This is a genomic window from Terribacillus sp. DMT04, from assembly GCF_019056395.1.
In the GTDB taxonomy this organism is placed as follows: domain Bacteria; phylum Bacillota; class Bacilli; order Bacillales; family Amphibacillaceae; genus Terribacillus; species Terribacillus aidingensis_A.
Window position 1 is genome coordinate 1 of the sequence record NZ_CP077639.1, and the last position, 26,257, is coordinate 26,257.

Sequence of the window (26,257 nt, forward strand, 5' to 3'; positions counted from 1 at the left end):
TTGGAGAATATTCAAGATTTATGGAAAAAGACGTTACAAGCAATTGAACAGAAAATCAGTAAGCCAAGCTTTGATACGTGGCTGAAAAATACAAACGCATACGCACTCGAAGAGGATACCCTAATTATTGAAGCTCCCAATGAGTTTGCCAGAGACTGGCTGGAAAGCAGCTACTCCTCCTTAATTGGAGACACCCTTTTTGAAGTGACCGGTAATCGCCTGCAGACAAAATTCATCATTCCGGAATTCCAGCAGGAAGAAGAAACTGCCAGACCAGCTATGCCTGCAAAAACAGCATCAAAAGATACGGCAGCAGAGTCACCAAAAACGATGCTCAATAGCAAATATACATTTGATACATTCGTTATCGGATCCGGAAACCGCTTCGCACATGCTGCATCACTGGCTGTCGCAGAAGCACCCGCTAAAGCTTATAACCCGCTTTTCATCTATGGAGGTGTCGGGCTCGGCAAAACCCATTTGATGCACGGAATCGGACATTATGTCCTTGATCATAATCCAGGTGCTAAAGTCGTGTACTTATCTTCTGAGAAATTCACAAATGAATTCATTAACGCTATCCGAGATAACAAAACAGCGGAATTTCGGGCAAAATATCGAAATATTGATGTCTTGCTTATAGATGATATTCAATTTTTGGCTGGAAAAGAACAAACGCAGGAAGAGTTTTTCCATACATTTAATGCGCTGCATGAAGAAAACAAGCAAATTATTATTTCCAGTGACCGGCCGCCAAAAGAAATTCCAACATTAGAAGATCGTCTGCGCTCCCGCTTTGAATGGGGACTAATTACAGATATCACTCCGCCGGATCTGGAAACACGAATTGCAATCTTACGCAAAAAGGCCAAAGCAGAAGGCTTAGATATTCCAAATGAAGTTATGCTGTACATTGCCAATCAAATAGATACGAATATCCGAGAGCTGGAAGGTGCACTTATACGTGTTGTTGCTTACTCCTCTCTTATAAACTCGGATATTGATGCTTCTTTAGCAGCAGACGCACTTAAAAATATCATTCCTAGCTCGAAGCCAAAGGTCATTACGATTCATGCGATTCAAGAGCTGGTTGGAGAGCGCTTTAACGTACGGTTAGAAGAGTTTAGTGCCAAAAAGCGTACGAAGGCTATTGCTTTTCCCCGACAAATTGCAATGTTTCTTTCTCGTGAACTAACCGATTTTTCTTTACCTAAAATAGGGGAAGAATTCGGCGGAAGAGATCATACCACTGTTATTCATGCGCACGAGAAAATATCTAAGCTATTAAGTGAAGATCAGGAATTCCAGCGTGAAATTGATGAGATAAAAGAAAGACTAAAATCTTTCTAACGACAAGGCCCTGTTGATAAACGTGCATAAACTCTTTTTTTATTCACATATTATCCACAGGGTGTTTTTGTTGTTGTAACTGGGTTTTTTGGTGGTTATCCACATAATCACAGCCCCTATTACTACTACTGTATTTTTATAAATAATAATTAATATAAGAACACCCCTTTAGGAGGCACGCAATTATCATGAAATTTGTCATACAACGTGATCGACTATTAGCTAGTATCCAAGACGTGATGAAAGCAATCTCATCCAGAACAGCTATTCCAATTCTTACAGGAATGAAAATTGAAGCAAAAGAAGACGGCATTACTCTAACAGGGAGTGATTCAGATATTTCAATTGAGTCCTTTATCCCTAAAGAAGAAGATGGAATTGTGTATGTAGAACAAATAGAACCAGGAAGCATCGTCTTGCAAGCTAAGTATTTCCCAGAAATCGTACGAAAAGTACCGATGAATGCGGTAGAAATTGAATCGGATGGGCAGTTAAATGTCACAATTCGATCCGGTAGTGCAGAATTTAAATTAAATGGGCAAGATGCGGATGAATATCCACAGCTGCCGAAGCTTCATAGCGAAGATAGCTTTGAACTTCCTGCAGATTTATTCAAAAATGTGATAAAAGAAACCGTATTTGCTGTTTCTACACAGGAAACACGTCCGTTATTGACTGGAGTAAATGTTCGTGTACAAGATGACCAATTGCATTTTGTTGCGACAGATAGTCACAGACTAGCTTCCCGACAGATTCCAATCTCTGCAGCATTTGCTTTCCAAAATGTTGTTATTCCAGGTAAAAGTTTGACAGAACTGAATAAAATTCTTGATGAAAATCAGGACCCTGTGGAAATTCGAATTACGAACAACCAAATTCTTTTCCGCACAAAACATTTATATTTCCTTTCTCGTTTGCTGGAAGGCAATTACCCAGACACATCTCGTCTGATACCAAATGAAAGCAAGACTGTTCTTCAGATCGATACAAAAGAATTACTTCGTTCCATCGATCGTGCATCTTTGCTCGCAAAAGAGAACAGAAACAACGTTGTAAAACTTGTTACGCAGGAGTCAGGAAAACTAGAAATCAGCAGCAATTCACCAGAAGTTGGCCGAGTAGTAGAAGAAATGTCTGTTGAAGAAATTTCCGGAGAAGAACTGCGCATTAGTTTTAGCGCCAAATATATGATGGATGCACTGAAGGTTATTGAAAGTGAACAAGTGAAAATTGAATTCACAGGAGCAATGCGTCCATTCCTCATTCGTCCAACTGACGATGAAGATTTGCTGCAGCTGATCACACCAGTTCGTACGTACTGAGTTATACACATGTGGATAAAGGCACTGCCAATCGGCGGTGTCTTTTTTCTGTGCATAACATGTTGTCCATTCAATTGGGCATAATGAAAATAACTTTCATTGTTGTGGATACTTTAGTAAAATAATAAGAAGGCACTTAAAAGTAAGGAGAGCGGAAATGAACGAAGAAATTCAGATTAATACCGAATATATTCAGCTGGGGAAATTCCTGAAGCTGGTGAATGCTGTGGAAAGCGGCGGAATGGTTAAGTTGTATCTAGCTGACTATCCGGTGCTAGTGAACGGAGAAGAAGAAAACAGACGCGGCAGGAAGCTGTATCCGGAGGATCGTGTCGAGCTGCCAGCGACATCCGAGGTGTTTATTGTCAAAAAGGCATAGCAGCTTGCCGGATACAGAAAGGACCTGAGCATGCATATTCAAGAGCTAACGCTTACGCATTATCGGAATTACGATAAGCTGCAGCTTCAATTCGACGATAAAGTAAATGTCATCATCGGCGAGAATGCACAAGGCAAGACGAATTTAATGGAGGCCATCTATGTTCTCGCTTTTTCTAAATCCCACCGGACTCCGAAAGATAAAGAACTTATCCAATGGGACCAAGAATATGCTAAAATAGAAGGGAACATAATAAAGCGAAAACAGCGGATTCCGCTGGAGATTGTATTATCGTCCAAAGGCAAAAAAGCAAAACTGAATCATCTGGAACAAAAACGCCTAAGTGATTATATCGGGGCGCTTAATGTAGTCATGTTCGCTCCTGAGGATTTGAACTTGGTGAAAGGCAGTCCGCAAATTCGCAGGCGTTTTATTGATATGGAGATTGGACAGATTCAGCCTGTTTACATTTATCACCTTGGGCAATACCAAAAAATATTAAAGCAGCGAAACCATCTGCTGAAGCTGCTTCAGCGGCGGCAAGCTGATCCAACGATGCTTGATGTACTCACAGAGCAGCTGATCGAACATGCTGCTATTATTTTAGAAAAACGTTTCTTGTTCCTTGGACTGCTGCGGAAATGGGCACAGCCCATCCACCAGGGCATTACTACAGGACTGGAGATGCTTGATATAGAATATCTTTCCAACATTGACGTATCAGAAGAATCCGATAAGGAAACGCTGAGAATAGCTTATGAAGAAAAATTCTCTGCACTTAGAACGCGTGAAGTGGAAAGAGGGACAACATTAGCAGGCCCCCATCGTGATGACCTGTCTTTTTACGTGAACGGGAAAGACGTACAAGCCTTCGGTTCACAAGGGCAGCAGCGTACAACAGCATTATCCTTGAAACTAGCTGAAATTGAGCTGATTCACAAAGAAGTGGGAGATTATCCGATTCTTTTGCTGGATGATGTATTGAGTGAATTAGACGACAGCCGACAATCCCATTTACTTGAAACGATACAAGGAAAAGTACAGACTTTTGTATCAACAACAAATGTGTCCGGCATCCAGCACGACACATTAAGGCAGGCCGAACTGTTTAACATTCAAGCAGGTAAGCTTGTTCGTGAGTCAGGAGGGGCCTGATATGTTTCTGTCAATTGGTTGGGATAATGTCGTTAGGGCAAGAGATGTGGTGGCTATCTTGGAGTATGACCAAGCAGCCAAAACAGTTGACCCTGAGCGGGCAGAAAATGACGAAGCGGATGATACAGCAGCCAAATCTATCATTGTCACCATAGATGGGATTTATTCGAGTCCCTTATCTGTGCAAACACTGAAAAGACGGGCTGCTGTCTCGATTCCGAGAATGATAGAAGAAGATAACCTATAAAGAAACGCAGGTGAATGCATATGGCAACGGAAGATAAGATGCCGGGAGAACAGTTATATGATGCAGATCAGATACAAGTACTGGAAGGCTTAGAGGCTGTAAGGAAACGTCCAGGAATGTACATTGGTTCGACAAGTGAGCGCGGGCTGCACCACTTAGTGTGGGAAATTGTTGATAACAGTATCGATGAAGCACTTGCTGGCTATTGTGACCATATTAAAGTAACAATCGAGAAAGATAACAGTATTACGGTAGAGGATAACGGCCGCGGAATTCCTGTCGGCACACATGAAAAAACGGGCCGGCCTGCAGTTGAGGTCATTATGACGGTCCTTCACGCCGGAGGTAAATTCGGCGGAGGCGGTTATAAAGTATCTGGCGGTTTGCACGGTGTAGGTGCATCCGTTGTAAATGCTTTGTCGACAGAACTGAATGTTACCGTTCACCGTGATGGCAAAATCCATGAACAAACGTTTGAAAGAGGTATCCCGAAAGCTGATTTAAGAGTTACTGGGGAATCTGACAGAACAGGTACCTTCACACATTTCAAGCCGGATCCGGAGATCTTCACAGAAACGACAGAATATAACAAAGAGACACTGCTTGTCCGCATTCGAGAGCTTGCATTTTTAAATAAAGGACTGGCTATCAGTCTGGAAGATAAGCGCGAGGAAGAACCTGAGGCCGTTACCTTCCACTACGAAGGCGGTATCCGTTCTTATGTGGAACATTTGAATCGATCCAAGGAAGTATTACATGAACCGTTTTATGCAGAAAATACGGAATCTGATATCTCAGTGGAGATTGCTCTGCAATACAACGACGGCTACACAAGCAGTATCTACTCTTTTGCGAATAATATCCATACGTATGAAGGCGGAACACATGAAGCTGGATTCAAATCTGGTTTGACACGTGTTATCAATGACTATGCGCGGAAAAATAACATGTTTAAAGAAAATGACCCTAATTTGTCTGGTGATGATGTTCGGGAAGGCTTAACTGCCATTATATCTATCAAACATCCAGATCCGCAGTTTGAAGGCCAAACAAAGACGAAGCTTGGTAACAGTGAAGCACGCCAAGTAACCGATGCGGCGTTTACAGAGTTATTCTCTAAGTTCATGTTTGAAAATCCAGATACAGCAAGAATTGTTGTTGAAAAAGGATTAATGGCATCTCGCGCTCGGATTGCGGCAAAACGGGCACGTGAACTAACACGGCGTAAAGGTGCTTTGGAAGTAAGCAGCTTGCCAGGTAAACTTGCAGACTGTTCTTCTAAAGATGCTTCTATCAGTGAATTGTACGTAGTAGAGGGAGACTCTGCCGGCGGTTCAGCCAAGCAGGGGCGTGATCGTCACTTCCAAGCGATTCTGCCATTGCGAGGTAAAATTATTAACGTTGAGAAGGCGCGACTAGATAAGATTCTTGCCAATAATGAGATTCGCGCCATGATTACTGCTTTAGGAACAGGTATCGGGGAAGAATTCGATATTTCTAAAGCGCGATATCATAAACTGGTTATCATGACGGATGCGGATGTCGATGGTGCACATATCCGGACATTGCTTTTAACATTCTTCTACCGCTACATGCGCCCGCTGATTGAGAATGGTTATGTGTATATCGCACAGCCGCCGCTTTATAAAGTACAGCAAGGGAAAGCGGCATATTATGCGTACAATGACCGTGAAATGGATCGGATTATGAGTGAACTTCCGAAAGTACCAAAACCTGGTGTTCAGCGTTATAAAGGACTCGGAGAAATGAACGCCACACAGTTATGGGATACAACAATGGATCCAGACCACCGCACATTGCTGCAAGTCAGCTTAGCGGATGCGATTGATGCCGATCAGATTTTCGATATACTGATGGGTGATAAAGTGGAACCAAGAAGGAATTTCATTCAAGACAATGCAGAAAATGTGCAGAATTTAGATATCTAACCAATGTAGAATTGGTACTGGCAATTGACAGGAGGTTTTTCGCATGGCGGATGAATTACGTCCAAGTGTGCAAGATAGAGATATTGGTCAAGAAATGCGTACATCATTCCTTGACTATGCAATGAGCGTTATCGTAGCACGTGCATTGCCCGATGTTAGAGATGGTTTGAAGCCTGTGCACCGCAGAATTCTTTATGCAATGCATGATTTGGGTATGCATGCTGATAAAGCATATAAAAAATCAGCTCGTATTGTTGGGGAAGTAATAGGTAAGTACCACCCGCATGGCGACTCGGCAGTATACGAAGCAATGGTGCGTATGGCGCAGGATTTCAGTTATCGTTATATGCTCGTTGACGGCCACGGCAACTTCGGTTCTGTGGACGGTGACTCAGCAGCGGCAATGCGGTATACGGAAGCACGTATGTCTAAGATATCAATGGAGCTATTGCGTGATATCAACAAAGATACAATTGACTATGGTGATAACTACGATGGCACGGAAAGACAGCCACTCGTATTGCCAGCGCGCTTCCCGAACCTGCTTGTAAACGGGGCGTCTGGTATTGCAGTCGGAATGGCTACAAATATACCGCCGCATAACCTAAATGAGACAATTAACGGTGTCCTAGCCCTTAGTAAGAATCCAGATATCACTGTTGAAGAACTAATGGATGAGCACATATTTGGCCCTGACTTTCCTACTGGAGCTCAAATATTGGGCAGAAGCGGGATTAGGAAGGCTTATGAAACAGGACGCGGTTCAATTACTGTTCGCGCTAATACAGAGATTATTGAACATGACAATGGCAAATCCACTATTCTTGTTTCCGAACTTCCTTACCAAGTGAACAAAGCTCGTTTGGTGGAGAAAATTGCAGAGCTCGTGCGTGATAAACGAATTGAAGGTATTACAGATTTGCGCGATGAATCTGACCGGAACGGGATGCGTGTCGTTATTGAGATCCGCCGTGATGCAAATCCAAATGTAATTTTGAATAACTTGTATAAGCATACAGCTTTGCAGACGTCATTCGGGATTAACATTTTAGCACTTGTAGACGACAAACCGCAGATTCTGAACTTGAAGCAAGTGCTTAAACATTACCTGGATCACCAGCAAATTGTTATCCGTCGCAGAACAGAGTTTGAATTGCGCAAAGCAGAAGCAAGAGCTCACATCTTGGAAGGTTTACGCATTGCACTCGACAATCTGGATGAAATCATTCGTTTGATTCGCGGATCCCAGACAACAGACATTGCTCGTGAAGCGTTAATGACGAACTTTGAGCTATCTGACAAACAAGCACAGGCAATTTTGGATATGCGTTTGCAGCGTTTGACAGGTTTGGAACGTGACAAGATTGAAGAGGAATATCAGGAACTTGTAAAACTTATTGCTGAGCTGAAAGCAATCCTTGCTGATGATGAAAAAGTATTGGAAATCATTCGGGAAGAATTGATTGAAATCAAGGAACGCTTTGGTGACGAGCGCCGTACAGAGATTGTCATCGGCGGTACAGACTTTATTGAGGATGAAGCACTAATCCCAGAAGAGAATGTGGTCATCACGTTAACACACCAAGGGTATGTGAAACGTCTGCCTTCTTCCACTTATCGCAGTCAAGGACGCGGCGGCCGAGGTATCCAAGGTATGGGTACGAATGAAGATGACTTTGTTGAACATCTTATTTCTACTAGTACGCATGATACGATTCTATTCTTCTCGAATAAAGGGAAAGTATATCGTGCAAAAGGCTATGAAGTACCAGAGTTCAGCCGGACAGCAAAAGGTATTCCGATTATCAACATGCTGGAGATAGAAAAAGGCGAATGGATCAATGCGTTGATACCTGTTAAGGACTTTGTTGATGACTGGTATTTGATTTTCACAACAAAACAAGGTATTTCCAAACGGACAACCCTTTCTCAGTTTGCTAATATCCGCCGAGGCGGTTTGATTGCATTGAATCTGCGTGAAGATGATGAATTGATTTCTGTTCGTATGACTGATGGTAATAAGCACATCATGATTGGTACGAGAAATGGTTATTTGATTCGCTTCCCTGAAGAACAGATCCGTCCGATGGGCCGGACTGCTGCGGGAGTGAAAGGAATCAGCTTGCGTGGTGAAGATGATTCGGTAGTATCAATGGATATTATTGATGAAGGCGTGGATATCCTGAATGTCACCGAAAAAGGATTTGGGAAGCGCACACCGGAATCAGAATATCGGATTACGAATCGCGGTGGTAAAGGTATTCTAACCTCTAAGATTACGGAAAAAACAGGTCAGATGGTTGCAGTTAAACCAGTAAGTGGTGATGAAGATATTATGATTATCACTGTTTCTGGTGTCTTAATCCGTATGCCTGTTGCCAGTATCTCAGTTACTGGCCGGAATACACAGGGTGTTATTTTGATTCGTATTCAAGAGAATGAAGCAGTTGCTACTGTTGCTCGAATTGATAAAGAGCAAGAAGAGGAAATTGAGGGTGTTTCGGAAGAATTGCTGGATGAACCAGTACAGCCCGAAGCAGACAACTCTGAGGATTCCGAAGAAGTATGATTAAAAGCATTCCCGCTCCCATAGTGGGAGTGCTTTTTTTTACATAATGTAGTGGAAGAAAGGATGCGTAGGATATGATCGTCTCAGCTAATCAACTTGTAGCTGGCTGTATTGTAACTGCAGACGTAATCGGAAAAAGCGGCTTACCGCTTGTAAAGAATAAAACAACACTGACAGAGTCGGAGATCTTTTATCTGCAAAAATTACTTGTGAAGAAAGTGCCAGTGGCTAGTCACTTAGAAGACGGTACCAGCTTTGTTCCAAGTAAGGAACCTGTACAGCCAAAGAAACGGAAGAAAGAAGTGCGTTTTCTAGATGCCCTGGAAGCAGCTGCAGATGTATATCAGAAACAATTTGCTTCTTGGCAGCATGGAGCAGCAGTGGATGTATCTAGCTTGCGGCAAATGCTTCTGCCGGTAATGGAGAAGGCAGCAAGCTGGGAAGGAAATATCTTTAATCTGCCATCATATCGGATGCAAACAGACTATGTCTCTGATCATGCAATTGGAATGGCTCTGCTTGCAGCAGCCGTACTGCAGAAAGCAGGTTACACAGAGGCGGATGTGAATCAAACAGCTTTAGCTGCTTTGTTGGCGGATTGCGGAATGGCAAAGCTCAAGCAGCCATATTATCTGCAAAAGCGCACCTTACATACTCAGGAACGAGAGGATATAGAGAAACACCCTACACTGTCTTACCGAATGATAGAGCAAGTTTCTCTTCTTTCTACCAAAGCAAAACTTACGATTCTGCAGCACCATGAACGGGCAGATGGAACTGGATATCCACTCCGGTTGGGTAAAGATAAAATCCATCCTTTCGCAAGTCTTGTTTCCATTTGCGATACCTATCATGCACTCATATCCGAACGGGCTTATCAGCAGGCTGTATCTCCTTACAGAGCAGTTGAAATTATACTGGAAGAGCAATTTGAACGATTTGATCCTTCCATGGTGCAGGCTTTTATGCAAGCTTTTCTTGATGCACAACAGAAAACAATTGTTCGTTTATCTTCCGGACAGCTTGCTGAAATTGTTTTTACAGATAGCAGTAATCCGCCCAAACCAATGGTCCGTGAGCTGGAATCTGGAGAAGTGAAAGCGATGAATGAATATCCGGATTTATACATTGAGGAAATCATCAAATGAAGAGGCGGAGACATAACTGTTTAAGCTATATAATGATCCAAACAATACTGCAATTACCTGCAGCATTGTTTGGATTATTTGCATTGAAAATTTAGATGAGCGCATCGCTTCCTGCGGGAGTCTCCGTGTATTTCCTACGCTAATTTTTGTTATGAGAAACCTTCACTGAATAAGTAGACTCCTCGAAAATAAGAGCCGATTTTCTTGTCGGTGTCTACTTCAAAAGCCATTTCTGTCCGACAATAACAGCTAAAGTTGGAGAGGCAGCAGCCGCCAGAGGGCTGTATTAGGAAGTATGGATCTAGTCATTGTTCGCATTTAGGATGTATTAATCTTGTTTTGTTCTAGGCTCTTTTTTTGTATCTAAAAAGCGTTGCAGCATAAAAGATCCGATTAGCAGTGGGATTTTCTCACAAGTGGTTTCTAGAAAACGAACAATTAGCGGATATTCATGCGGTTTACTCACATGCAGGAAATCTGTCCACCATTCTGTTTCATAACGGCAAATCATGCTCAGATTATATAACAGTACATAATGGGCCATGCACTCGTGAATAGCCGTTAAGCTTCGCTGTTTGAGAAAGTGGTATTGCTGATCTGTTGTGCTGTAAAAAAGCGGACCAGCTGCTTGCCAACTTGTATCTGGAGTCTGGATAGTCAGCTGGTCGTCACTGGTTAGTTGCAGCGAGGAAGCTTGCAAAAGTTCACGGAAACGTCGGTGCGTGCACTGATAGTAATCTGGCAAGGATGACGGCAGATGAATAGTACCTTGCTGCTGTGCTGCTGGAGTCAAATGCTGCTTCTCTTCTTGCATCAGTAAAAGATCTTGTAACTCTGGGATTAGACCAAGCATATCGCCCATAGAAAGCTTATGGATGGAAAGTAAATCTTTCTGGCAAACATATCGCGAGAAATAGGGAAATAGGCCGCGCTTTTGTACAAGTACTTCATCAAGACTGAACTGATAATCCCGTTTTTTACGTTTTCTAGATGACAGCCCATGTGCCAATTCAGCTGTTGATTCTGGATATCCCGGCCTCACCAGCAGTAAACTAGCTTTCATAAAATGTGTCATCCCGTAAAACAATAAGACAGGCTTCATGAAAAGCGGGGCATCCTTACCATAGGAATTATAAGCCTTACCATAGTTTAAATAGGCCATGAAAGCAGCTATATTCTCATAGCTCCGGCTCTCTGCATCGGGGATAGCGAGTTGCTGGTAGTTATTTTGCAGAAGAGATAGGGCTGCATCTTCTGCTTCCAGGTAGGTTAGAAAGGTGGAGACGTTTTCATCTTTCATACAGAATCCTCCATTAATTTTTCAATGCTTATATAGTTGAAAAACCGCGCATCTTGGCGTATTGTAAGTAACAATAGGTTTTTATAGAAGTATTTTAACCATATATAGTCATTTCATGATAAAAGGAGGATAAACATGCGGGAAGACAAGTTTACAAAAGAGGGTTTGACCTTTGATGATGTTTTGCTTATGCCAGCAAGATCTGAGGTATTACCACGCGATGTGAAGTTCCAAACTGCATTAACTAAAAATATTACACTAAACATTCCACTTATCAGTGCTGGAATGGATACTGTAACAGAAGCTAGTATGGCGATTGCGATGGCCAGACAGGGTGGACTAGGCATTATCCATAAGAACATGTCCATTGAAGAGCAAGCAGAACAGGTGGATCGTGTGAAACGTTCAGAGAGCGGCGTTATAACAGACCCATTCTTCTTGTGCCCTGAAAACCAAGTGTTCGATGCTGAGCATTTGATGGGTAAATTCCGCATTTCAGGTGTGCCAATCGTTAACAACAAAGAAGAGCAGAAGCTGATCGGTATCCTGACAAATCGTGATCTTCGTTTCGTACAGGATTATTCGATTGCAATCTCCGATGTGATGACAAAAGAAAACTTGGTAACTGCACCAGTCGGCACAACATTAGATGAAGCAGAGAAAATTCTTCAGAAACATAAGATCGAAAAGCTGCCGCTTGTAGACGATAAAGGCGTGCTTAAAGGCTTGATTACTATTAAAGATATTGAGAAAGTAATTGAGTTCCCGAACTCCGCTAAAGACAAACATGGACGCTTACTTGTAGGAGCTGCTGTCGGTGTTACTGGTGATGCGATGACACGTATCAGCAAGCTAGTGGAATCTGGGGTGGACGTACTTGTTGTTGATACTGCACATGGTCATTCTAAGGGTGTTTTAGAGCAAGTAAAAGCGATTAAAGAGAAATTCCCAGAAGTGGACTTGATTGCTGGAAATGTAGCAACAGCTGAAGGTACACGTGCACTAATCGAAGCAGGTGCTGATGTAGTTAAAGTTGGTATTGGACCTGGTTCTATTTGTACAACACGCGTTGTAGCTGGTGTTGGTGTGCCACAAATCACAGCTGTTCATGACTGTGCTGTTGAAGCTGATAAGCATGGCGTGTCCATCATTGCTGATGGCGGAATCAAATACTCTGGCGATATTGCTAAAGCATTAGCCGCAGGCGGACATGCCGTTATGCTTGGCAGCATGTTTGCGGGTACAGCAGAGAGCCCTGGCGAAACAGAGATTTTCCAAGGCCGCCAATACAAAGTATACCGTGGTATGGGATCTGTTGGAGCGATGAAATCTGGTTCCAAAGACCGTTACTTCCAAGGCGAAACAGAAGAATCGAAGAAATTAGTACCAGAAGGCATCGAAGGACGCGTTGCATTCAAAGGAGCTCTTGCAGATACAGTACACCAGCTGCTTGGCGGCTTGCGTGCCAGCATGGGCTACTGCGGTGCTGCTGATCTTGTGTACTTCCGTGAGAATGCACAATTTATCCGCATGACGGGAGCGGGCTTGCGTGAAAGCCATCCGCATGATGTTCAAATTACAAAAGAAGCCCCGAACTATTCAGTAAATTAATTTAAAACGGAAACGACGTCATTATAGGCGTCGTTTCTTTTTTATAGTACATAATCTAACAAATGAACAGACTTTTTTCAATAGAAATAATATTGTAATAATTGAAAGGGTTTGCTACATTTATAAAGAACTGATTTAGAAATAGGGGGTATGAAGTGATGAGAAGGCAGAAAAGATCTTTTATTGTAATTAGTATGATAGCGGCGTTGACCTTTATTTTGGCAGCATGCGGCGGTGGTACAAGTGACAGCTCTTCCTCTGAAGGCGGTCCGCAATTCATTGACTTGCTGACAGGCGGAACGGAAGGTACATATTATCCGCTAGGGGGCAGCTTGGCTGAGATTATCAACTCAAACGTGGATGATGTAGAAGCACGTGCTACATCTACAGGAGCTTCTGTAGAAAATATGAATACATTGAGTGAAGGTAACGACGATGTGATTGCCTTTACCCAGACAGATATTGCTGCATATGCAGCAGAAGGAACATTGATGTTCGAAGGAGAAGCCATAGATAATATTCAAGCGATTGGTTCTCTCTATCCGGAGACAATCCAGATTGTTGCCACCAAAGCTAGCGGCATCGAAACGATAGAAGATCTAAAAGGAAAGACGGTATCCATTGGTGCACCAGGATCCGGTACTAGCGCAAGTGCAGAGGATATTTTAGCTATCTATGATTTGACAGTGGATGATATTGAAGTGCAGAATCTTGACTTTGGTGAGTCTACAGCTGGCATGCAGGATGGGACGATTGATGCTGCTTTCATCACAGCGGGTACACCAACAGGAGCGGTAGAAAGTCTATCTGCAACGACAGATATAACTGTTGTCGGCTTGGATAAAGAAAAGGTCGATCAATTGATTGAAGAGAAACCATATTATGCACCTTATACAATCGAAGAAGGCACCTACAGCTTGGAGCAGCCTGTAGAGACAGTTTCTGTTAATGCAATGCTTGCGACAACGTCAGGTATGGATGAAGACCTGGTTTACAATATCACGAAGTCTATTTATGAAAATACAGATGAGATTGGTCATCAAAAAGCTGAATTTATTAAACCAGAGAGCGCAGTAGAAGGTGTGAGCATCGATTTCCATCCAGGTGCATTGCGTTACTTTGAAGAAGCAGGAGTAGAAGTACCGCAATAACGTATATGTATGTGATCGCCGGTATACCTCGGTTACCGGCGATTTTTTAAGGTTGAAAGGGTGTTCGAGTATGAAGCTGCTTCGTTTAAAATACGGGCTGCTGGTAATTCCTTTTGGAGCTTTATTTCTGTGGTATTTAGTCTACCCATCTCACCAAATTCTTGCTTTGGAGAATCCGGATAGTGGGGAGCTGCTGTGCTATTTGCCGGTAGCAGATGGTGATCACTTCCAAATCAAATACACGCATTCTATTCACTTATCAGATGTACGCGAAGAGTATCGTGTGCAAGCGGGGCGTTTATATCCTTATCAGCTGATTTATGAAGACACAGGAGTAGGGATGCCAGCAAATGCGGAAGCAGGTCAAACTTTCACGATGGAAGACGGGAAATACATTATATCCAATCTACAAGGTTCAACAGACAAGCTTTATCTCACGATTGGAGCTGTAAAAGCTAATCATCAAATTGTTTATAATAATACCTCTTACTCGCTGCAAGATAACATCGGTCCAGGCGAGACCATTGCGATTAAAACTCGTAACGTAAATAAATGGATGCTTTGGAAAGGAGACAGATTATATGAGTAACAAGCTAGCACAAGCAGAAAGAATGACAGAAGAACAACAGCAGCAGCTGATTGAGAAATATGACTCCGAATCGAATTTCCGAAGACTTGCTGGATTCATGAGCTTGATTGTCTTTTATGGGTTACTTGCTTTCTCCATTTATCAGCTGTATACATCAACTTACGGAAATATTCCTACCCAGATTCACCGTTCCATTCACTTAGGTTTCGGCCTTGTATTAATATTTCTGCTTTTTCCAGCTTCTAAGAAAAGCAGCCGGACAAAAATAGCTTGGTATGATTATCTGCTGGCTGTTCTTGGATTCGTCGTAGGTGCTTATTGGCCGGTGATGTACAATGAGATAATATCACAAGCCGGACAGATTACAACGATGGACTTCGCCGTTGGCACGCTGGCTGTCCTTCTTGTATTAGAAGCAACACGTCGGACGGTCGGTCTGCCGATTGTCATCATCGCAGTCGCTTTCTTGGCTTATGCGTATTGGGGACGGCAAATGCCGGGATTCCTGTTGCATCCAGGTGTGGACGTTGATACTTTGGTACAGTCACTATTCTTTACAACACAAGGAATCTTAGGCACTCCAATTGGTGTATCAGCTACATACATATTTCTATTCTTGCTGTTTGGGGCCTTTCTTGTTAAGACTGGTGTTGGACAGTACTTTAATGACTTGGCGTTGGTTATTGCCGGCAGAAGAATTGGCGGTCCAGCAAAGGTTGCCATCTTCTCAAGTGCTTTGCAAGGGACAGTAAGCGGGAGTTCTGTTGCTAACGTTGTGACATCGGGATCATTCACAATTCCGATGATGAAGCGACTTGGTTATTCGAAGAACTTTGCAGGAGCTGTGGAAGCATCCTCATCTACAGGAGGACAAATTATGCCGCCCATCATGGGGGCAGCAGCCTTCTTAATGGTCGAATTCATTGGAGTAAGCTACTGGACGATTGCCAAAGCAGCAATCATCCCAGCCATTCTTTACTTCTCGGGTATCTGGATTATGACTCATTTTGAAGCGAAGAAAACGGGACTGCGCGGATTAAAGAAAGAAGAGATGCCAAATAAGAAAGAAGTGCTGCAAAACCTTTATCTGCTTCTCCCCATCGTCGCCATGGTGTTTTATTTGAGTTCTGGTTTAAGTATTATGCGCGCTGCGGTATATGGTATTATTACATGTATTTTAATTGGTTTACTGCGGAAAGAACGTTACAAACACCTTTATCCAATTGTGTTTGCGGCAGCCTTCGCTGCTTATCTTATATACGGTGCAGTGACAAACGGAATATCAATTGAAACAGCTTTAATAGTGGCCGCTCTGGTTACAGTTATTGTTAGTTACTTTTTCGATGAGAATTTCATTGATACGATTCAGGCATTAGCCGAAGGAGCAAGAACAGCTCTAAGTGTTATCGCAGCAACAGCTGCAGCCGGAATCATTGTTGCTGTTGTGACAAAAACAGGCCTTGGGCTAAGCTTGGCGAACAGCCTTGTCGACTTGGCTAATGAGAAATTGCTGTTAACATTGTTCTTTACGATGATTGCAAGTTTAATTTTAGGGATGGGAGCCCCAACAACGGCCAACTATATTATTACATCAACAATTGCAGCTCCGGCAATTATCTTACTAGGTGTAAATGATTTATCGGCTCATATGTTTGTGTTCTATTTCGGTATTATGGCGGATATCACTCCACCTGTAGCGCTGGCGGCATTTGCAGCAGCAGGAATGTCTGGAGGAAGACCGATTGCTACCGGACTGAACTCTGCGAAGTTATCCATTGCTGCCTTTATCATTCCGTACATGTTCGTACTGGAGCCACAGTTATTACTCTATGATATAGATGGTAACTATCTGCATGTTATTTGGATCTTCCTCACAGCGTTTCTCGGTATGATTAGTATTGGAGCGGGAATTATCGGCTACTGGTACCGAAAGTTACATATCGTAGAGCGATTTGCAGCTATAATTGGAGGTCTGGTGCTCATTTATCCGAATCTATGGACAGGAATAGCAGGTATTATTACTTTTGCAGCATTGATTGCCATTCAGTACTTCGTTAAACGTTCCGAATGGAATGTGCCTGTAACAAAGCCATCTTCTTAATGGAAGGTGGCTTTTTCTTTCGGGTAATCCGGGTATAGGTTTGGTACAATGGCCGGGAGGTGAAAAGTATGGTAAAACAAATGATTGATAATGACTGGCAGGAGATATTGCAAGATGAATTTGATAAGGAGTATTACCAGAAACTACGAATCTTTCTAAAAACGGCTTATCAGGAACGGACAATTTATCCAGATATGCATCATATATACGAAGCTTTGCAGATGACATCTTTCCAGCAGACAAAGGTCGTGATTCTTGGGCAGGACCCGTATCACGGTCCAAATCAAGCACATGGACTCAGCTTTTCAGTCCAGCCAGAAGTGAAAGTGCCAAGATCACTTGTAAATATTTATAAAGAACTAGCTGACGATATTGGATGTTCCATCCCAAATCACGGCTATCTGAAGCACTGGGCTGAGCAAGGTGTGCTTCTCTTAAATACGGCGTTAACAGTAGAAGCACATCAAGCTGCATCTCATCGCGGCAAAGGCTGGGAACATTTCACCGATCGTGTAATTCAGTCACTCAATGACAAGCAAGATCCAGTTGTCTTTATCTTATGGGGAAAACATGCACAGGAAAAACGGAATCTGATAGACACCGACAAGCATTATACACTCACATCTGTTCACCCAAGCCCATTATCAGCAAGACGCGGATTTTTTGGCAGCAAGCCATTTTCTAAAACGAATGACATATTGAAAAGCAATGAACTGCAGCCAATTGATTGGTGTGTGCCGGACTTGTGAACAAAATGTAGAATCGTCACAAAGTACGTTCCCCTCTAGCTGCCCTATATGGTAAAATAGCGAGGATATAAAATAACGATTCTATATATTTGTGGAGGTAGAAACACTTGAAACATCTTTTGAAAGCATCGATGATCGGTTTATTCGCGATGCTGATTACGTTTAGCACTTTTACAGCAAAGCCACTAGACACACAAGCTGCGGGAAGCTTGAATATCGAAGCGGAATCCGCAATTCTAATAGACGCCAACTCTGGTGAGATATTATATGCGAAGAACCCTGATCTCACTTTACCTCCAGCAAGTATGACAAAAATGATGTCGGAATATCTTATCTTAGATGCGATTGAAGCTGGGACTATTTCCTGGGATACAACAACGCAAGTGAGCGATTATCCGTATGCCATTTCAGCTAATAAGGATTTCTCCGGTACAGGGCTTACACAGGACAAAGATTACACAGTGCGTGATCTTTACAATGCAATGGCTATCTACTCGGATAATGCTGCTACTGTCGTGTTAGCAGAACTTGTAGCTGGCAGTGAAACAGAATTCGTCAAAATGATGAACAATAAAGCCGAAGAAATCGGCATGAAAGAGTACAAATTCGTTAATGCTTCTGGTCTTGCTAACTCTGACCTTGGTGATAAGCGTCCTGAGGGAACGGGAGCTAACGATGACAACCTTATGTCAGCCAGATCAACTGGTATTCTTGCTTATAACCTAATCAAAGATCATCCGGAGGCACTCGAAGTTGCCGGCACAACACAAACAGAGTTTGATGGTAAAAAAATCACAAACTGGAACTGGATGCTGCCGAATATGCCTGGCTACCTAGAAGCATATGGCTATGAAGGCATGGATGGCTTAAAAACAGGGCACACCGATGCAGCTGGTTACTGCTTTACAGGTACAGCTGAAAGAAATGGACAGCGATATATTACTGTTGTGATGAAGACAGCGAGCGAAGAAGCACGTTTCCAAGAAACAGCGAAATTGCTGGATTACGGCTTCAATCAGTTTGAACAAACAGAGCTTTATAAAGCCGGCACAGAAATCAAAGACCATGAATCTATATCTGTTGCAAAAGGAAAAGAAGATACAGCAGCCATTGCAACAAAAGATGCAATCACAACATCTGTTAAGAACGGTGAAGAAGATAAATATCATCTTGAATTCAAAGTCGATGAGGACAAGCTGAACAAAGATGACGAGCTAGTAGCTCCAGTGAAAAAAGGCGATAAAGTGGGTACAGCTACACTTGTCTATGATGGTGATGACTTAGGAAACATCAACGGCGGCTCTTACACTGTCGACATCGTCGCATCAGAAGACGTTGAAAAATCAAACTGGTTCATGCTTACCCTAGGAGCCATCGGAGACTTCTTCTCCGGCATCTTCACTAGCGTAGCAGACACAGTTAAAGGCTGGTTTTAAATAAGAAAAGCGGAGAAAGCCGTTTAGGAACGTAAGGATAAGCAAGGGAGCACGGAGTGGGTGATTTTCCCCACGCAGAGATTCATTGCTTATCCTCTAGTTCCTGGCTTGTGCAGCTGGACAAAAAGAAAAGCGGAGAAGACCGGTTAGAAACGGAGGAATAGGTGAGAAAGCCCGGAATGAGGTGCTTTGTCTCATGCAGGGATTTATCGCCTATACCGCAGTTTCTGGTCTGTGCAGCTGGACATCAAAGAAAAGCGGAGAAAGCCGTTTAGGAACGTAAAGATAAGTAAAAAACCCGGAGAGTTCATCTTTTCGGGGTTTTTACGTATAAATCACCTTTTCTTTGTGGAAGATAGATTCAGAATTGCATATCATACTTGCATAATCACCTGGAATTAGCTATTCTTTAGGAAGAATAACAACAACGTGATGATAGGAACTAGTAACCCATAGCATGCTAGAGAGAGTCGACGGCTGGTGAAAGTCGATGCAGCGCTGTGAGTGAATCCATCCTGGAACGGTATGGAGACATACCCGGTACAAACCGTTATCTTGTTGAGCCGGAAGACAGTTCTTTTGTCTTCAATCAGGGTGGTATCGCGGGTGAAACATCTCGTCCCTTTTTTTAAAGGGGCGGGGTGTTTTTTGTTTAAGAAAAAAGGAGGAAGCATGTATGCTGGATATGAAATATCTGCGCTCTAATTTTGAAGAAGTAAAACAGAAGCTTACAAATCGTGGTGAAGATTTAAGTGACTTGGATAAGTTCGGGGACCTGGATGAACGTCGCCGTAAGCTGATCAATGAGACAGAAGAACTGAAAGCAAAACGCAATGAAGTATCAAAACAAATTGCTGTACTGAAGAAAGAGAAACAAGATGCTGATGCACAGATCAAGGAAATGCGTGAAGTAGGCGATCAAATCAAAGCTTATGATGAGGAGCTTCGTGAGGTGGAAAGCGAGCTGGATATGCTATTGCTCTCTATCCCGAATATTCCGCATGAGAGCGTTCCTGTAGGCGAATCTGAAGATGATAATGTAGAAGCACGTATGTGGGGCGAGGTGAAGCAGAAAGATTTCGAAGAGAAAGCACATTGGGATCTTGCTGCTGATTTAGAAATTCTTGATTTTGAACGTGCTGGTAAAGTGACGGGAAGCCGCTTTGTATATTACAAAGGATTAGGTGCACGTCTGGAGCGCGCTTTGATCAACTTCATGATGGATCTTCATGCAGATGAACATGGATACGAAGAAATGCTGCCTCCTTATATGGTAAACAGAACAAGCATGACAGGAACAGGTCAGCTGCCGAAATTTGAGGAAGATGCCTTTAAGGTAGAAGGATGGGATTACTTCCTTATCCCAACAGCAGAAGTACCTGTTACCAACTATTATCGAGAAGAGATTTTAAAAGGGGAACAGCTGCCGCAGAAGTTTGCAGCGTTCAGTGCATCTTTCCGTTCTGAAGCTGGTTCTGCTGGCCGTGATACACGTGGCCTTATTCGCCAGCATCAGTTTAACAAGGTAGAATTGGTGCAGTTCGTTAAACCAGAAGATTCTTATGCTGTGTTAGAAGAAATCACTGGTCATGCAGAAAAAGTCTTACAGCTGCTCGGTCTGCCATATCGAGTGATGAGCATGTGCACAGGTGATCTTGGTTTCACTGCTGCGAAAAAGTATGATTTAGAAGTATGGCTGCCAAGCAGCGGCACATACCGGGAAATCTCTTCTGTATCTAATTTCGAGGACTTCCAAGCTCGCCGTGCTGGCATTCGGTTCAAACGTGATGAAAAGAGCAAACCAGAATTTGTGCACACATTGAATGGATCTGGTTTGGCATTGGGACGCACAGTTGCTGCAATTATGGAGAACTACCAGCAAGCAGATGGATCCATTAAAGTACCAGAAGTATTGGTATCTTACATGGGTGGCAAAACAGAGATCCGCTAATCTTCGTTTCTTGACAGAGATAGAGAAAATATGGTGAGATAGTTTTTGGAGACAAAAGCATGGAGGGGTACCCAAGTTCGGCTGAAGCGATTGATCTTGAAAACCGACAGGGGTCTAATAAGGCTCGCGGGTGTTCAAATCCCCCTCCTTCGCCATTTTTTCATTTTTTCTTGACATCACTAGAGTGTACATGGTATATTATATCTTGTCTTACGGAGGAATACCCAAGTTTGGCTGAAGGGATCGGTCTTGAAAACCGACAGGGGCTTAACGGCTCGCGGGGGTTCGAATCCCTCTTCCTCCGCCATATTTTACAAACGCATAAAATTGGAGATATACAAAATCGTTACGTTTTCGTAACGGTTTTTTTTATATATTGATTTCCGGACAGCAGCGTTAGATAATACAACAAACGTGTTTCACGTGGAACGGAGGCTTTTATGGATAAAATAGCTTTTATAGGAGCAGGAGCGATGACAGAAGCTATTGTTAGGGGTGTAATTAAAGCCGAGCTTCTGCCTGCCTCGCATATTTGGGTGACAAATCATGCCAATGAGGAAAGACTGCAGCACATGCAAGCTGCATACGGTGTCACAGTAACTCGTAATCAAATTGACTTGCTGCAGGAGACAGATATTATTATTTTATCTGTAAAGCCAAAAGATGCTGAACAGGCATTACATAGCTTAGGGAAAGCACAGCTGAAAAAGCAGCAAATTGTTGTGTCCCTCATGGCAGGTATAACTAGTGCTTACTTGGAAAGCTTCCTGCCTGTAGGACAGCCAGTCATCCGCGTGATGCCCAATACGTCTGCAACAATTCTAGAATCTGCCACAGCAATAGCTGCCGGAACATTTACTGACAAGCATCAGCTGCAGCTTGTACAGCAACTGTTTGGGACTGTTGGTTCTGCTGTTGAAGTAGGAGAGGAATCAATGGATGCTGTTACTGCAATATCCGGAAGCGGGCCTGCTTATATCTATTATCTAATGGAAGCATTAGAAGAAGCCAGCCTCAAAGTTGGATTAGATGAAGAAGTCGGGAAACAGCTTTTGATTCAAACTTTTAAAGGGGCAGCAGCCATGCTGGAGCAGTCTGATTTATCTCCTGCACAGCTGCGGGCTAACATTACCAGCGCCGGCGGGACTACTGCAGCGGGAATTTCTGTGCTGGAGGAGCAACATGTGAAAGCGGCTGTTACAGCGTGTGTACAGGCAGCTGCAGCACGTTCTAAAGAGATGGGACAAGCATACAGCAAATAAAAAATCCGCCACAAAGGCGGATTTTTAGTTAGGCTGACGGGATGTCCATTTACGTGAATGCTGAATAAAGTGGCCAACCTTTTCTAAGATCGGCTCTATTGATGTATTTGGATCGAGCAGATCATAGTCGGCAATGTTTACCCGCAATACAGGACAAGCATTGAAGTTATTAATCCATTTCTCATAACGATGGAACATTCCTTCCCAATAACTGATTGGTGTTTGCTGTTCCATTTCACGGCCGCGCTGTTTAATACGGCTGATAATGTGGTCAAAGGAACCTTCCAAATAGATTAGCAAATCTGGATGCGGAAAGTAAGGTGTCATCACCATGGCATCAAAGAGAGAACGATACGTTTCATAATCTACATCAGACATATTTCCTTCTTCATAAGCCATGCGGGCGAATATACCGGTGTCTTCGTAAATAGAGCGGTCTTGAATGAAGCCGCCGCCGTATTCGAAGATTCGCTTTTGCTCCTTAAATCGTTCAGCTAGGAAGTAAACCTGCAGATGGAAGCTCCAGCGTTCAAAGTCAGCATAAAACTTATCCAAGTATGGATTGCCATCTACTTTCTCAAAACTTGTGCGAAAATCCAATGCTTGAGACAATGCTTGCGTCATAGTTGATTTTCCAACACCAACAGTACCTGCAATGGTAATGACACTGTCAGCAGGAATCTGATATTTCTCTCTAAAATTCATGATGATGTTACTCCTTTATCCAAGTGAGAGGAAATCTCTTCACATATATACTTCCAATCTTGTTCGTTTTGCACAAAGTCCAATTTATCACCGCTAAGACGAAGCACAGGGATATGTGGATTTTCTTTTTCAAATTGATCCATGAAGTTCCGATAATCAGCAGCCAAGTGCTCTAAATAGTCAGACTGGATATGCTGCTCGGCAGTACGGGCTCGCATCTCAATTCGTTTCAGCAATGTTTCCAAGCTGGCATCCAAATAGATAACCATATTCGGCAATGCAACATCCTCTGTTAAGATAGAGAAGATTTTGCTGTATTTATCAAATTCTGCTGATGCAAGTGTACGCTGTGCAAAGATCATATTTTTAGCAATATGATAATCTGCTACAACTGGCTTTTGCTGGGATAGATAATCCCTGCGAATGTCGTTTAGCTGTTTGTATCGATTTGTTAAAAAGAACATTTCCAGCTGGAAGCTCCACTCATCAATATCTTCATAAAACTTTCCTAAGAATGGATTTTCTTCAACGATTTCCTTCAATAGTTCGTAATGAAAATGGTCTGCAATTTTTTTAGCCAATGATGTCTTTCCGACACCAATCGGCCCTTCCACTGCAATAAAAGGCAGCTGGTGCATGCTGTATCCTCCAAACTAAAACGTTGTATGGCAAATAAATATAGTTTACCATAGAAGAGCTTGTGCTTCGATATTGCAAAGCGAGAAACTGCTGGAAAATACAGCAGACTTTGCAAGGAAGCTGCAATTCGCTATAATGTATCTTGTCGTGGCTCCGTAGCTCAGGGGATAGAGCATCGGTTTCCTAAACCGTGTGTCGCAAGTTCGAATCTTGCCGGGGCCGTTATATAACCTTTATGTAGCGGTTTTAAGCCGTTTCTCTCTCGCGTTAGCTAAACCGAAGGGATACGGTTTCTATTGTCCTCATTGCACCGAACATTAACGTCATTTCACGTTCCTTATCCGTATTGGAATAAGTTACGAAAGGTGGCGTTTTTGTTTTGCCCTCAAACAGTCGCAAAGGTAAACCCATTGTTACTACTCGTAAAGCACGAGAAATTAGCGACTATATTCCATTACAAGCGACAATAGAAGAATCATTTCAAAGCTTTCTATCACTTAAAAAGAGTTTAGGTGTTCGGAAACGCACTGTATCGGACTATCATCATTTGATGGATTACTTTCTTTCATGGTTAAACGAAAACCATCCAGAGATAGAAATGATTCATGAAATTAATACAGCGATTATCCGTGAGTACCTTCTTTACTTGCGAGAGGAAAGGTATAACGACCGTACAAAAAGTGTAGGGTTATCGCCATTCACTATAAATGTGAGGATACGCTTCTTGAAGACGTTCTTCAATGCGTTATACAAGGAAGAAGTCATTAATAATAACCCGACTAGGAATATTCAGCTTATGAAGGTCGATGAAGACGGGCTAACGCCTCTCACAGATGAAGAAGTCAACAAGCTGATAAGCGTTCCAGATGAACAGTATTATGCCCAGTTTAGAGACTTAGTAATGATGTATCTCATGTTGGACACAGGTATGCGAATAAACGAAGTATGCGAACTTGAAAACCGCGATATCGACTTCAAGACGAGGGCTATAATTCTGCCCGCTACTAAGAACAAAAATCGTAAGCCAAGAATACTCCCACTTTCCAATCAAGTAGTAAAGCTACTTTTGGAGTTGGTGGCAGAAAACAAAGCTAACTTTGATACGGAGTATGTCTTCGTTTCGAATATAGGTACACGATACAACCCTAATTCCTTTCGTAAGAGGTTGAACAACTATAAAGACTTAGCAGGTATAACAAAGCGTGTTTCACCCCATGTATTTCGCCATATGTTTTGTAGGAATTACATTATGAATGGTGGTGATATATTTACACTACAAAGGATTGTCGGACACGCAGATATATCGACAACACGTAAGTACATTCAACTAGATGACAAGGCTATACGGCAACAACACACGCTGTATAGTCCTGCTATAAAGCTTAGGAGGAACAGAAATGGAAAGTCGTCTTCAGATTTTTGATTCTAATGGTGATAAATCGTTTGTGAAGGTTTCTAACAACTATTTCAACTTGTCGGAAGCCAAAGGAGTCTACGGAGTAGCGAAGGAAGAGGAAGGTGCAGATAATACTATTCGCTTGGAGTATTACGAGGAAAGTGATGAGAAGTCTTATTACATTACATTTGGTGTGGAAGAAGCTGAACAACTAGCACTTACATTACTCAATCTCTCAGACGCTATAAAACGCTAATAAAAGAAAAAGCCGCCTATTGCAGTAGGCGACCCAAACACACAAGATAAATCACAATTTAATATGACTTATCATTCACTTACCTTCATGTTATCGAAAAAAATACGATATTGCAAGGCTTCTTAACTATACCCTTTTTTCAGTGAATGGTACGTCCGTCGTGGATTTGCCAGCTAGCACGACGATAATCAAAACACGAAAGGTTACGACTTAGCCGCCGCACAAACTAAGTCTAGGACATGTAAGCATACCCTATCATGCTTGTGTCTGAAAGGAGAAAGCTGCCATTAAGTGCTGAATGAAGGAAAGACAGACCGTTTACGGACGGTGTAGGTTATTCCATGAGTAATTAGAAAACCTTCTCCTAGTCCTCCAATATGCGAGGTACGGGGTTAACTAGTCGAAAAGCCAAAGTGTAAGACGTAGAGGACTAATGAAACTGCCAGGGCTGTTTGAAGCAGTAGGAATAACAAAGAGGAATCTTTTCGTTGATAGGGATACACTGCGGATACCTCAATAATTCCCGACAGATGTTGTCCAAGTATAAGCGACTATTCTTATAGCAGATTATTTTTAAATCTTGCTTATAAGGTAGTCGTTTTTATGCCTTACGTTTTCCCAAACAAGCCCTCAAGATGCTGCCAAAGAGAAAACCAAAAAGCAAGATTAAATACTAAAAAACATAAGAATATTTAATGAAATTAACGACAATTAGGATAACTTACTATAGAAGAGATTATATAAAATATGGATAACGGACGTTAGGATTACATGTTATTAGCATGTAATGGTATAGGTTTAGATAATAAAATGGTAAAGAAGATAAAAGGGCTATGTATTTCGAATTTGATATGAAAACAGAGGAAGAAGCCGAAGAACTAGGGCATAATTGGTATTGCAATTCACAAGACTAAAGTTGTATTAATAGATTGGTAGAATTAAAGCATTTATATGAACTTGCTTTCTCTGATGAATTTCTTAGTTGAATCTAT

Annotated in this window: 21 protein-coding genes, 2 tRNA genes and 1 other annotated feature; of the genes, 20 read left to right on the top strand and 3 right to left on the bottom strand. The window is 42.4% G+C overall.

Annotated features, from left to right (window positions below):
* The 8 genes from dnaA (at position 1) to KS242_RS00040 (ending at position 10,119) form a co-directional block, all read left to right on the top strand.
* The gene (dnaA, locus tag KS242_RS00005; protein ID WP_217322495.1) at positions 1-1,350 is read left to right on the top strand and encodes a chromosomal replication initiator protein DnaA; all 1,350 of its coding nucleotides are present in this window, start codon (positions 1-3) and stop codon (positions 1,348-1,350) included.
* A gap of 188 nt (positions 1,351-1,538) precedes the next feature.
* On the top strand, positions 1,539-2,672 hold the full coding sequence (dnaN, locus tag KS242_RS00010) for a DNA polymerase III subunit beta (RefSeq protein ID WP_217322496.1): 1,134 nt from the start codon (positions 1,539-1,541) through the stop codon (positions 2,670-2,672).
* A 157-nt stretch (positions 2,673-2,829) separates the two neighbouring features.
* Positions 2,830-3,051: a S4 domain-containing protein YaaA gene (yaaA, locus tag KS242_RS00015; protein ID WP_095220703.1), complete on the top strand. Its 222-nt coding sequence runs from the start codon at positions 2,830-2,832 to the stop codon at positions 3,049-3,051.
* Between the two features lie 30 nt (positions 3,052-3,081).
* The gene (recF, locus tag KS242_RS00020) at positions 3,082-4,206 is read left to right on the top strand and encodes a DNA replication/repair protein RecF (protein ID WP_217322497.1); all 1,125 of its coding nucleotides are present in this window, start codon (positions 3,082-3,084) and stop codon (positions 4,204-4,206) included.
* A 1-nt stretch (position 4,207) separates the two neighbouring features.
* A complete protein-coding gene (gene remB / locus KS242_RS00025) occupies positions 4,208-4,453 on the top strand; it encodes an extracellular matrix regulator RemB (protein ID WP_097038130.1) in 246 nt (81 codons plus the stop codon).
* A gap of 38 nt (positions 4,454-4,491) precedes the next feature.
* Entirely contained in the window at positions 4,492-6,402 is a 1,911-nt protein-coding gene (gene gyrB / locus KS242_RS00030) for a DNA topoisomerase (ATP-hydrolyzing) subunit B (RefSeq protein ID WP_371747646.1), read from the top strand.
* A gap of 43 nt (positions 6,403-6,445) precedes the next feature.
* Positions 6,446-8,971 (top strand): DNA gyrase subunit A, encoded by a 2,526-nt coding sequence (gene gyrA, locus KS242_RS00035; protein WP_217322499.1) that lies wholly within the window; start codon positions 6,446-6,448, stop codon positions 8,969-8,971.
* A gap of 74 nt (positions 8,972-9,045) precedes the next feature.
* Positions 9,046-10,119 carry an HD-GYP domain-containing protein gene (locus KS242_RS00040; protein WP_217322500.1) on the top strand — a complete coding sequence of 358 codons (1,074 nt, stop codon included), beginning with the start codon at positions 9,046-9,048 and terminating at the stop codon, positions 10,117-10,119.
* Between the two features lie 328 nt (positions 10,120-10,447).
* On the opposite strand, the gene KS242_RS00045 is transcribed toward KS242_RS00040, so the two are convergent.
* Positions 10,448-11,419 (bottom strand): YaaC family protein, encoded by a 972-nt coding sequence (locus KS242_RS00045; RefSeq protein ID WP_217322501.1) that lies wholly within the window; start codon positions 11,417-11,419, stop codon positions 10,448-10,450.
* 135 nt (positions 11,420-11,554) lie between these two features.
* Here KS242_RS00045 and guaB point away from each other — a divergent pair, with 135 nt between their 5' ends.
* The 9 genes from guaB (at position 11,555) to proC (ending at position 22,269) form a co-directional block, all read left to right on the top strand.
* A complete protein-coding gene (gene guaB, locus KS242_RS00050; protein WP_217322502.1) occupies positions 11,555-13,030 on the top strand; it encodes an IMP dehydrogenase in 1,476 nt (491 codons plus the stop codon).
* Between the two features lie 158 nt (positions 13,031-13,188).
* Positions 13,189-14,181: a TAXI family TRAP transporter solute-binding subunit gene (locus tag KS242_RS00055; RefSeq protein WP_217322503.1), complete on the top strand. Its 993-nt coding sequence runs from the start codon at positions 13,189-13,191 to the stop codon at positions 14,179-14,181.
* A 70-nt stretch (positions 14,182-14,251) separates the two neighbouring features.
* A complete protein-coding gene (locus KS242_RS00060; RefSeq protein WP_217322504.1) occupies positions 14,252-14,770 on the top strand; it encodes a DUF1850 domain-containing protein in 519 nt (172 codons plus the stop codon).
* Positions 14,763-16,871, top strand: coding sequence for a TRAP transporter permease (locus KS242_RS00065; protein WP_217322505.1), 2,109 nt, complete (start codon positions 14,763-14,765; stop codon positions 16,869-16,871). The genes KS242_RS00060 and KS242_RS00065 overlap by 8 nt, the downstream gene beginning before the upstream one ends.
* Before the next feature lie 68 nt (positions 16,872-16,939).
* Positions 16,940-17,620 carry a uracil-DNA glycosylase gene (locus KS242_RS00070; RefSeq protein ID WP_217322506.1) on the top strand — a complete coding sequence of 227 codons (681 nt, stop codon included), beginning with the start codon at positions 16,940-16,942 and terminating at the stop codon, positions 17,618-17,620.
* A 107-nt stretch (positions 17,621-17,727) separates the two neighbouring features.
* Positions 17,728-19,056 carry a D-alanyl-D-alanine carboxypeptidase family protein gene (locus KS242_RS00075; RefSeq protein ID WP_254391759.1) on the top strand — a complete coding sequence of 443 codons (1,329 nt, stop codon included), beginning with the start codon at positions 17,728-17,730 and terminating at the stop codon, positions 19,054-19,056.
* 423 nt (positions 19,057-19,479) lie between these two features.
* Positions 19,480-19,683: a binding site (T-box leader), on the top strand.
* Positions 19,684-19,732: 49 nt separating this feature from the next.
* A complete protein-coding gene (serS, locus tag KS242_RS00080; protein WP_217322507.1) occupies positions 19,733-21,007 on the top strand; it encodes a serine--tRNA ligase in 1,275 nt (424 codons plus the stop codon).
* Positions 21,008-21,221: 214 nt separating this feature from the next.
* Positions 21,222-21,314: transfer RNA gene (locus tag KS242_RS00085), tRNA-Ser, on the top strand.
* 133 nt (positions 21,315-21,447) lie between these two features.
* Positions 21,448-22,269, top strand: a complete 822-nt coding sequence (gene proC, locus KS242_RS00090) for a pyrroline-5-carboxylate reductase (protein WP_217322508.1) — start codon at positions 21,448-21,450, stop codon at positions 22,267-22,269.
* 24 nt (positions 22,270-22,293) lie between these two features.
* Here the strand turns inward: proC and KS242_RS00095 are convergent, their stop codons facing one another.
* Complete coding sequence (locus KS242_RS00095; RefSeq protein WP_217322509.1) at positions 22,294-22,974, bottom strand: deoxynucleoside kinase; 681 nt, start codon at positions 22,972-22,974, stop codon at positions 22,294-22,296.
* On the bottom strand, positions 22,971-23,612 hold the full coding sequence (locus KS242_RS00100) for a deoxynucleoside kinase (RefSeq protein ID WP_217322510.1): 642 nt from the start codon (positions 23,610-23,612) through the stop codon (positions 22,971-22,973). The genes KS242_RS00095 and KS242_RS00100 overlap by 4 nt, the downstream gene beginning before the upstream one ends.
* Before the next feature lie 150 nt (positions 23,613-23,762).
* On the opposite strand from KS242_RS00100, the gene KS242_RS00105 reads away from it, so the two are divergent.
* The 3 genes from KS242_RS00105 (at position 23,763) to KS242_RS00115 (ending at position 25,265) form a co-directional block, all read left to right on the top strand.
* Positions 23,763-23,835, top strand: a tRNA-Arg gene (locus KS242_RS00105).
* 157 nt (positions 23,836-23,992) lie between these two features.
* A complete protein-coding gene (locus KS242_RS00110; protein WP_217322511.1) occupies positions 23,993-25,036 on the top strand; it encodes a tyrosine-type recombinase/integrase in 1,044 nt (347 codons plus the stop codon).
* On the top strand, positions 25,011-25,265 hold the full coding sequence (locus tag KS242_RS00115) for a hypothetical protein (protein ID WP_217322512.1): 255 nt from the start codon (positions 25,011-25,013) through the stop codon (positions 25,263-25,265). The genes KS242_RS00110 and KS242_RS00115 overlap by 26 nt, the downstream gene beginning before the upstream one ends.
* Positions 25,266-26,257 lie beyond the last annotated feature (992 nt).

Excerpts from the sequence above, each read along its gene's own strand:
- KS242_RS00045 (WP_217322501.1), bottom strand. The coding sequence starts at position 11,419 with ATGAAAGATGAAAACGTCTCCACCTTTCTAACCTACCTGGAAGCAGAA.
- KS242_RS00040 (WP_217322500.1), top strand. The coding sequence starts at position 9,046 with ATGATCGTCTCAGCTAATCAACTTGTAGCTGGCTGTATTGTAACTGCA.
- KS242_RS00100 (WP_217322510.1), bottom strand. The coding sequence starts at position 23,612 with ATGCACCAGCTGCCTTTTATTGCAGTGGAAGGGCCGATTGGTGTCGGA.
- dnaN (WP_217322496.1), top strand. The coding sequence starts at position 1,539 with ATGAAATTTGTCATACAACGTGATCGACTATTAGCTAGTATCCAAGAC.
- proC (WP_217322508.1), top strand. The coding sequence starts at position 21,448 with ATGGATAAAATAGCTTTTATAGGAGCAGGAGCGATGACAGAAGCTATT.
- guaB (WP_217322502.1), top strand. The coding sequence starts at position 11,555 with ATGCGGGAAGACAAGTTTACAAAAGAGGGTTTGACCTTTGATGATGTT.
- serS (WP_217322507.1), top strand. The coding sequence starts at position 19,733 with ATGCTGGATATGAAATATCTGCGCTCTAATTTTGAAGAAGTAAAACAG.
- KS242_RS00095 (WP_217322509.1), bottom strand. The coding sequence starts at position 22,974 with ATGAATTTTAGAGAGAAATATCAGATTCCTGCTGACAGTGTCATTACC.
- KS242_RS00115 (WP_217322512.1), top strand. The coding sequence starts at position 25,011 with ATGGAAAGTCGTCTTCAGATTTTTGATTCTAATGGTGATAAATCGTTT.
- KS242_RS00055 (WP_217322503.1), top strand. The coding sequence starts at position 13,189 with ATGAGAAGGCAGAAAAGATCTTTTATTGTAATTAGTATGATAGCGGCG.
- gyrB (WP_371747646.1), top strand. The coding sequence starts at position 4,492 with ATGCCGGGAGAACAGTTATATGATGCAGATCAGATACAAGTACTGGAA.
- gyrA (WP_217322499.1), top strand. The coding sequence starts at position 6,446 with ATGGCGGATGAATTACGTCCAAGTGTGCAAGATAGAGATATTGGTCAA.
- yaaA (WP_095220703.1), top strand. The coding sequence starts at position 2,830 with ATGAACGAAGAAATTCAGATTAATACCGAATATATTCAGCTGGGGAAA.
- recF (WP_217322497.1), top strand. The coding sequence starts at position 3,082 with ATGCATATTCAAGAGCTAACGCTTACGCATTATCGGAATTACGATAAG.
- KS242_RS00065 (WP_217322505.1), top strand. The coding sequence starts at position 14,763 with ATGAGTAACAAGCTAGCACAAGCAGAAAGAATGACAGAAGAACAACAG.
- KS242_RS00070 (WP_217322506.1), top strand. The coding sequence starts at position 16,940 with ATGGTAAAACAAATGATTGATAATGACTGGCAGGAGATATTGCAAGAT.
- KS242_RS00060 (WP_217322504.1), top strand. The coding sequence starts at position 14,252 with ATGAAGCTGCTTCGTTTAAAATACGGGCTGCTGGTAATTCCTTTTGGA.
- remB (WP_097038130.1), top strand. The coding sequence starts at position 4,208 with ATGTTTCTGTCAATTGGTTGGGATAATGTCGTTAGGGCAAGAGATGTG.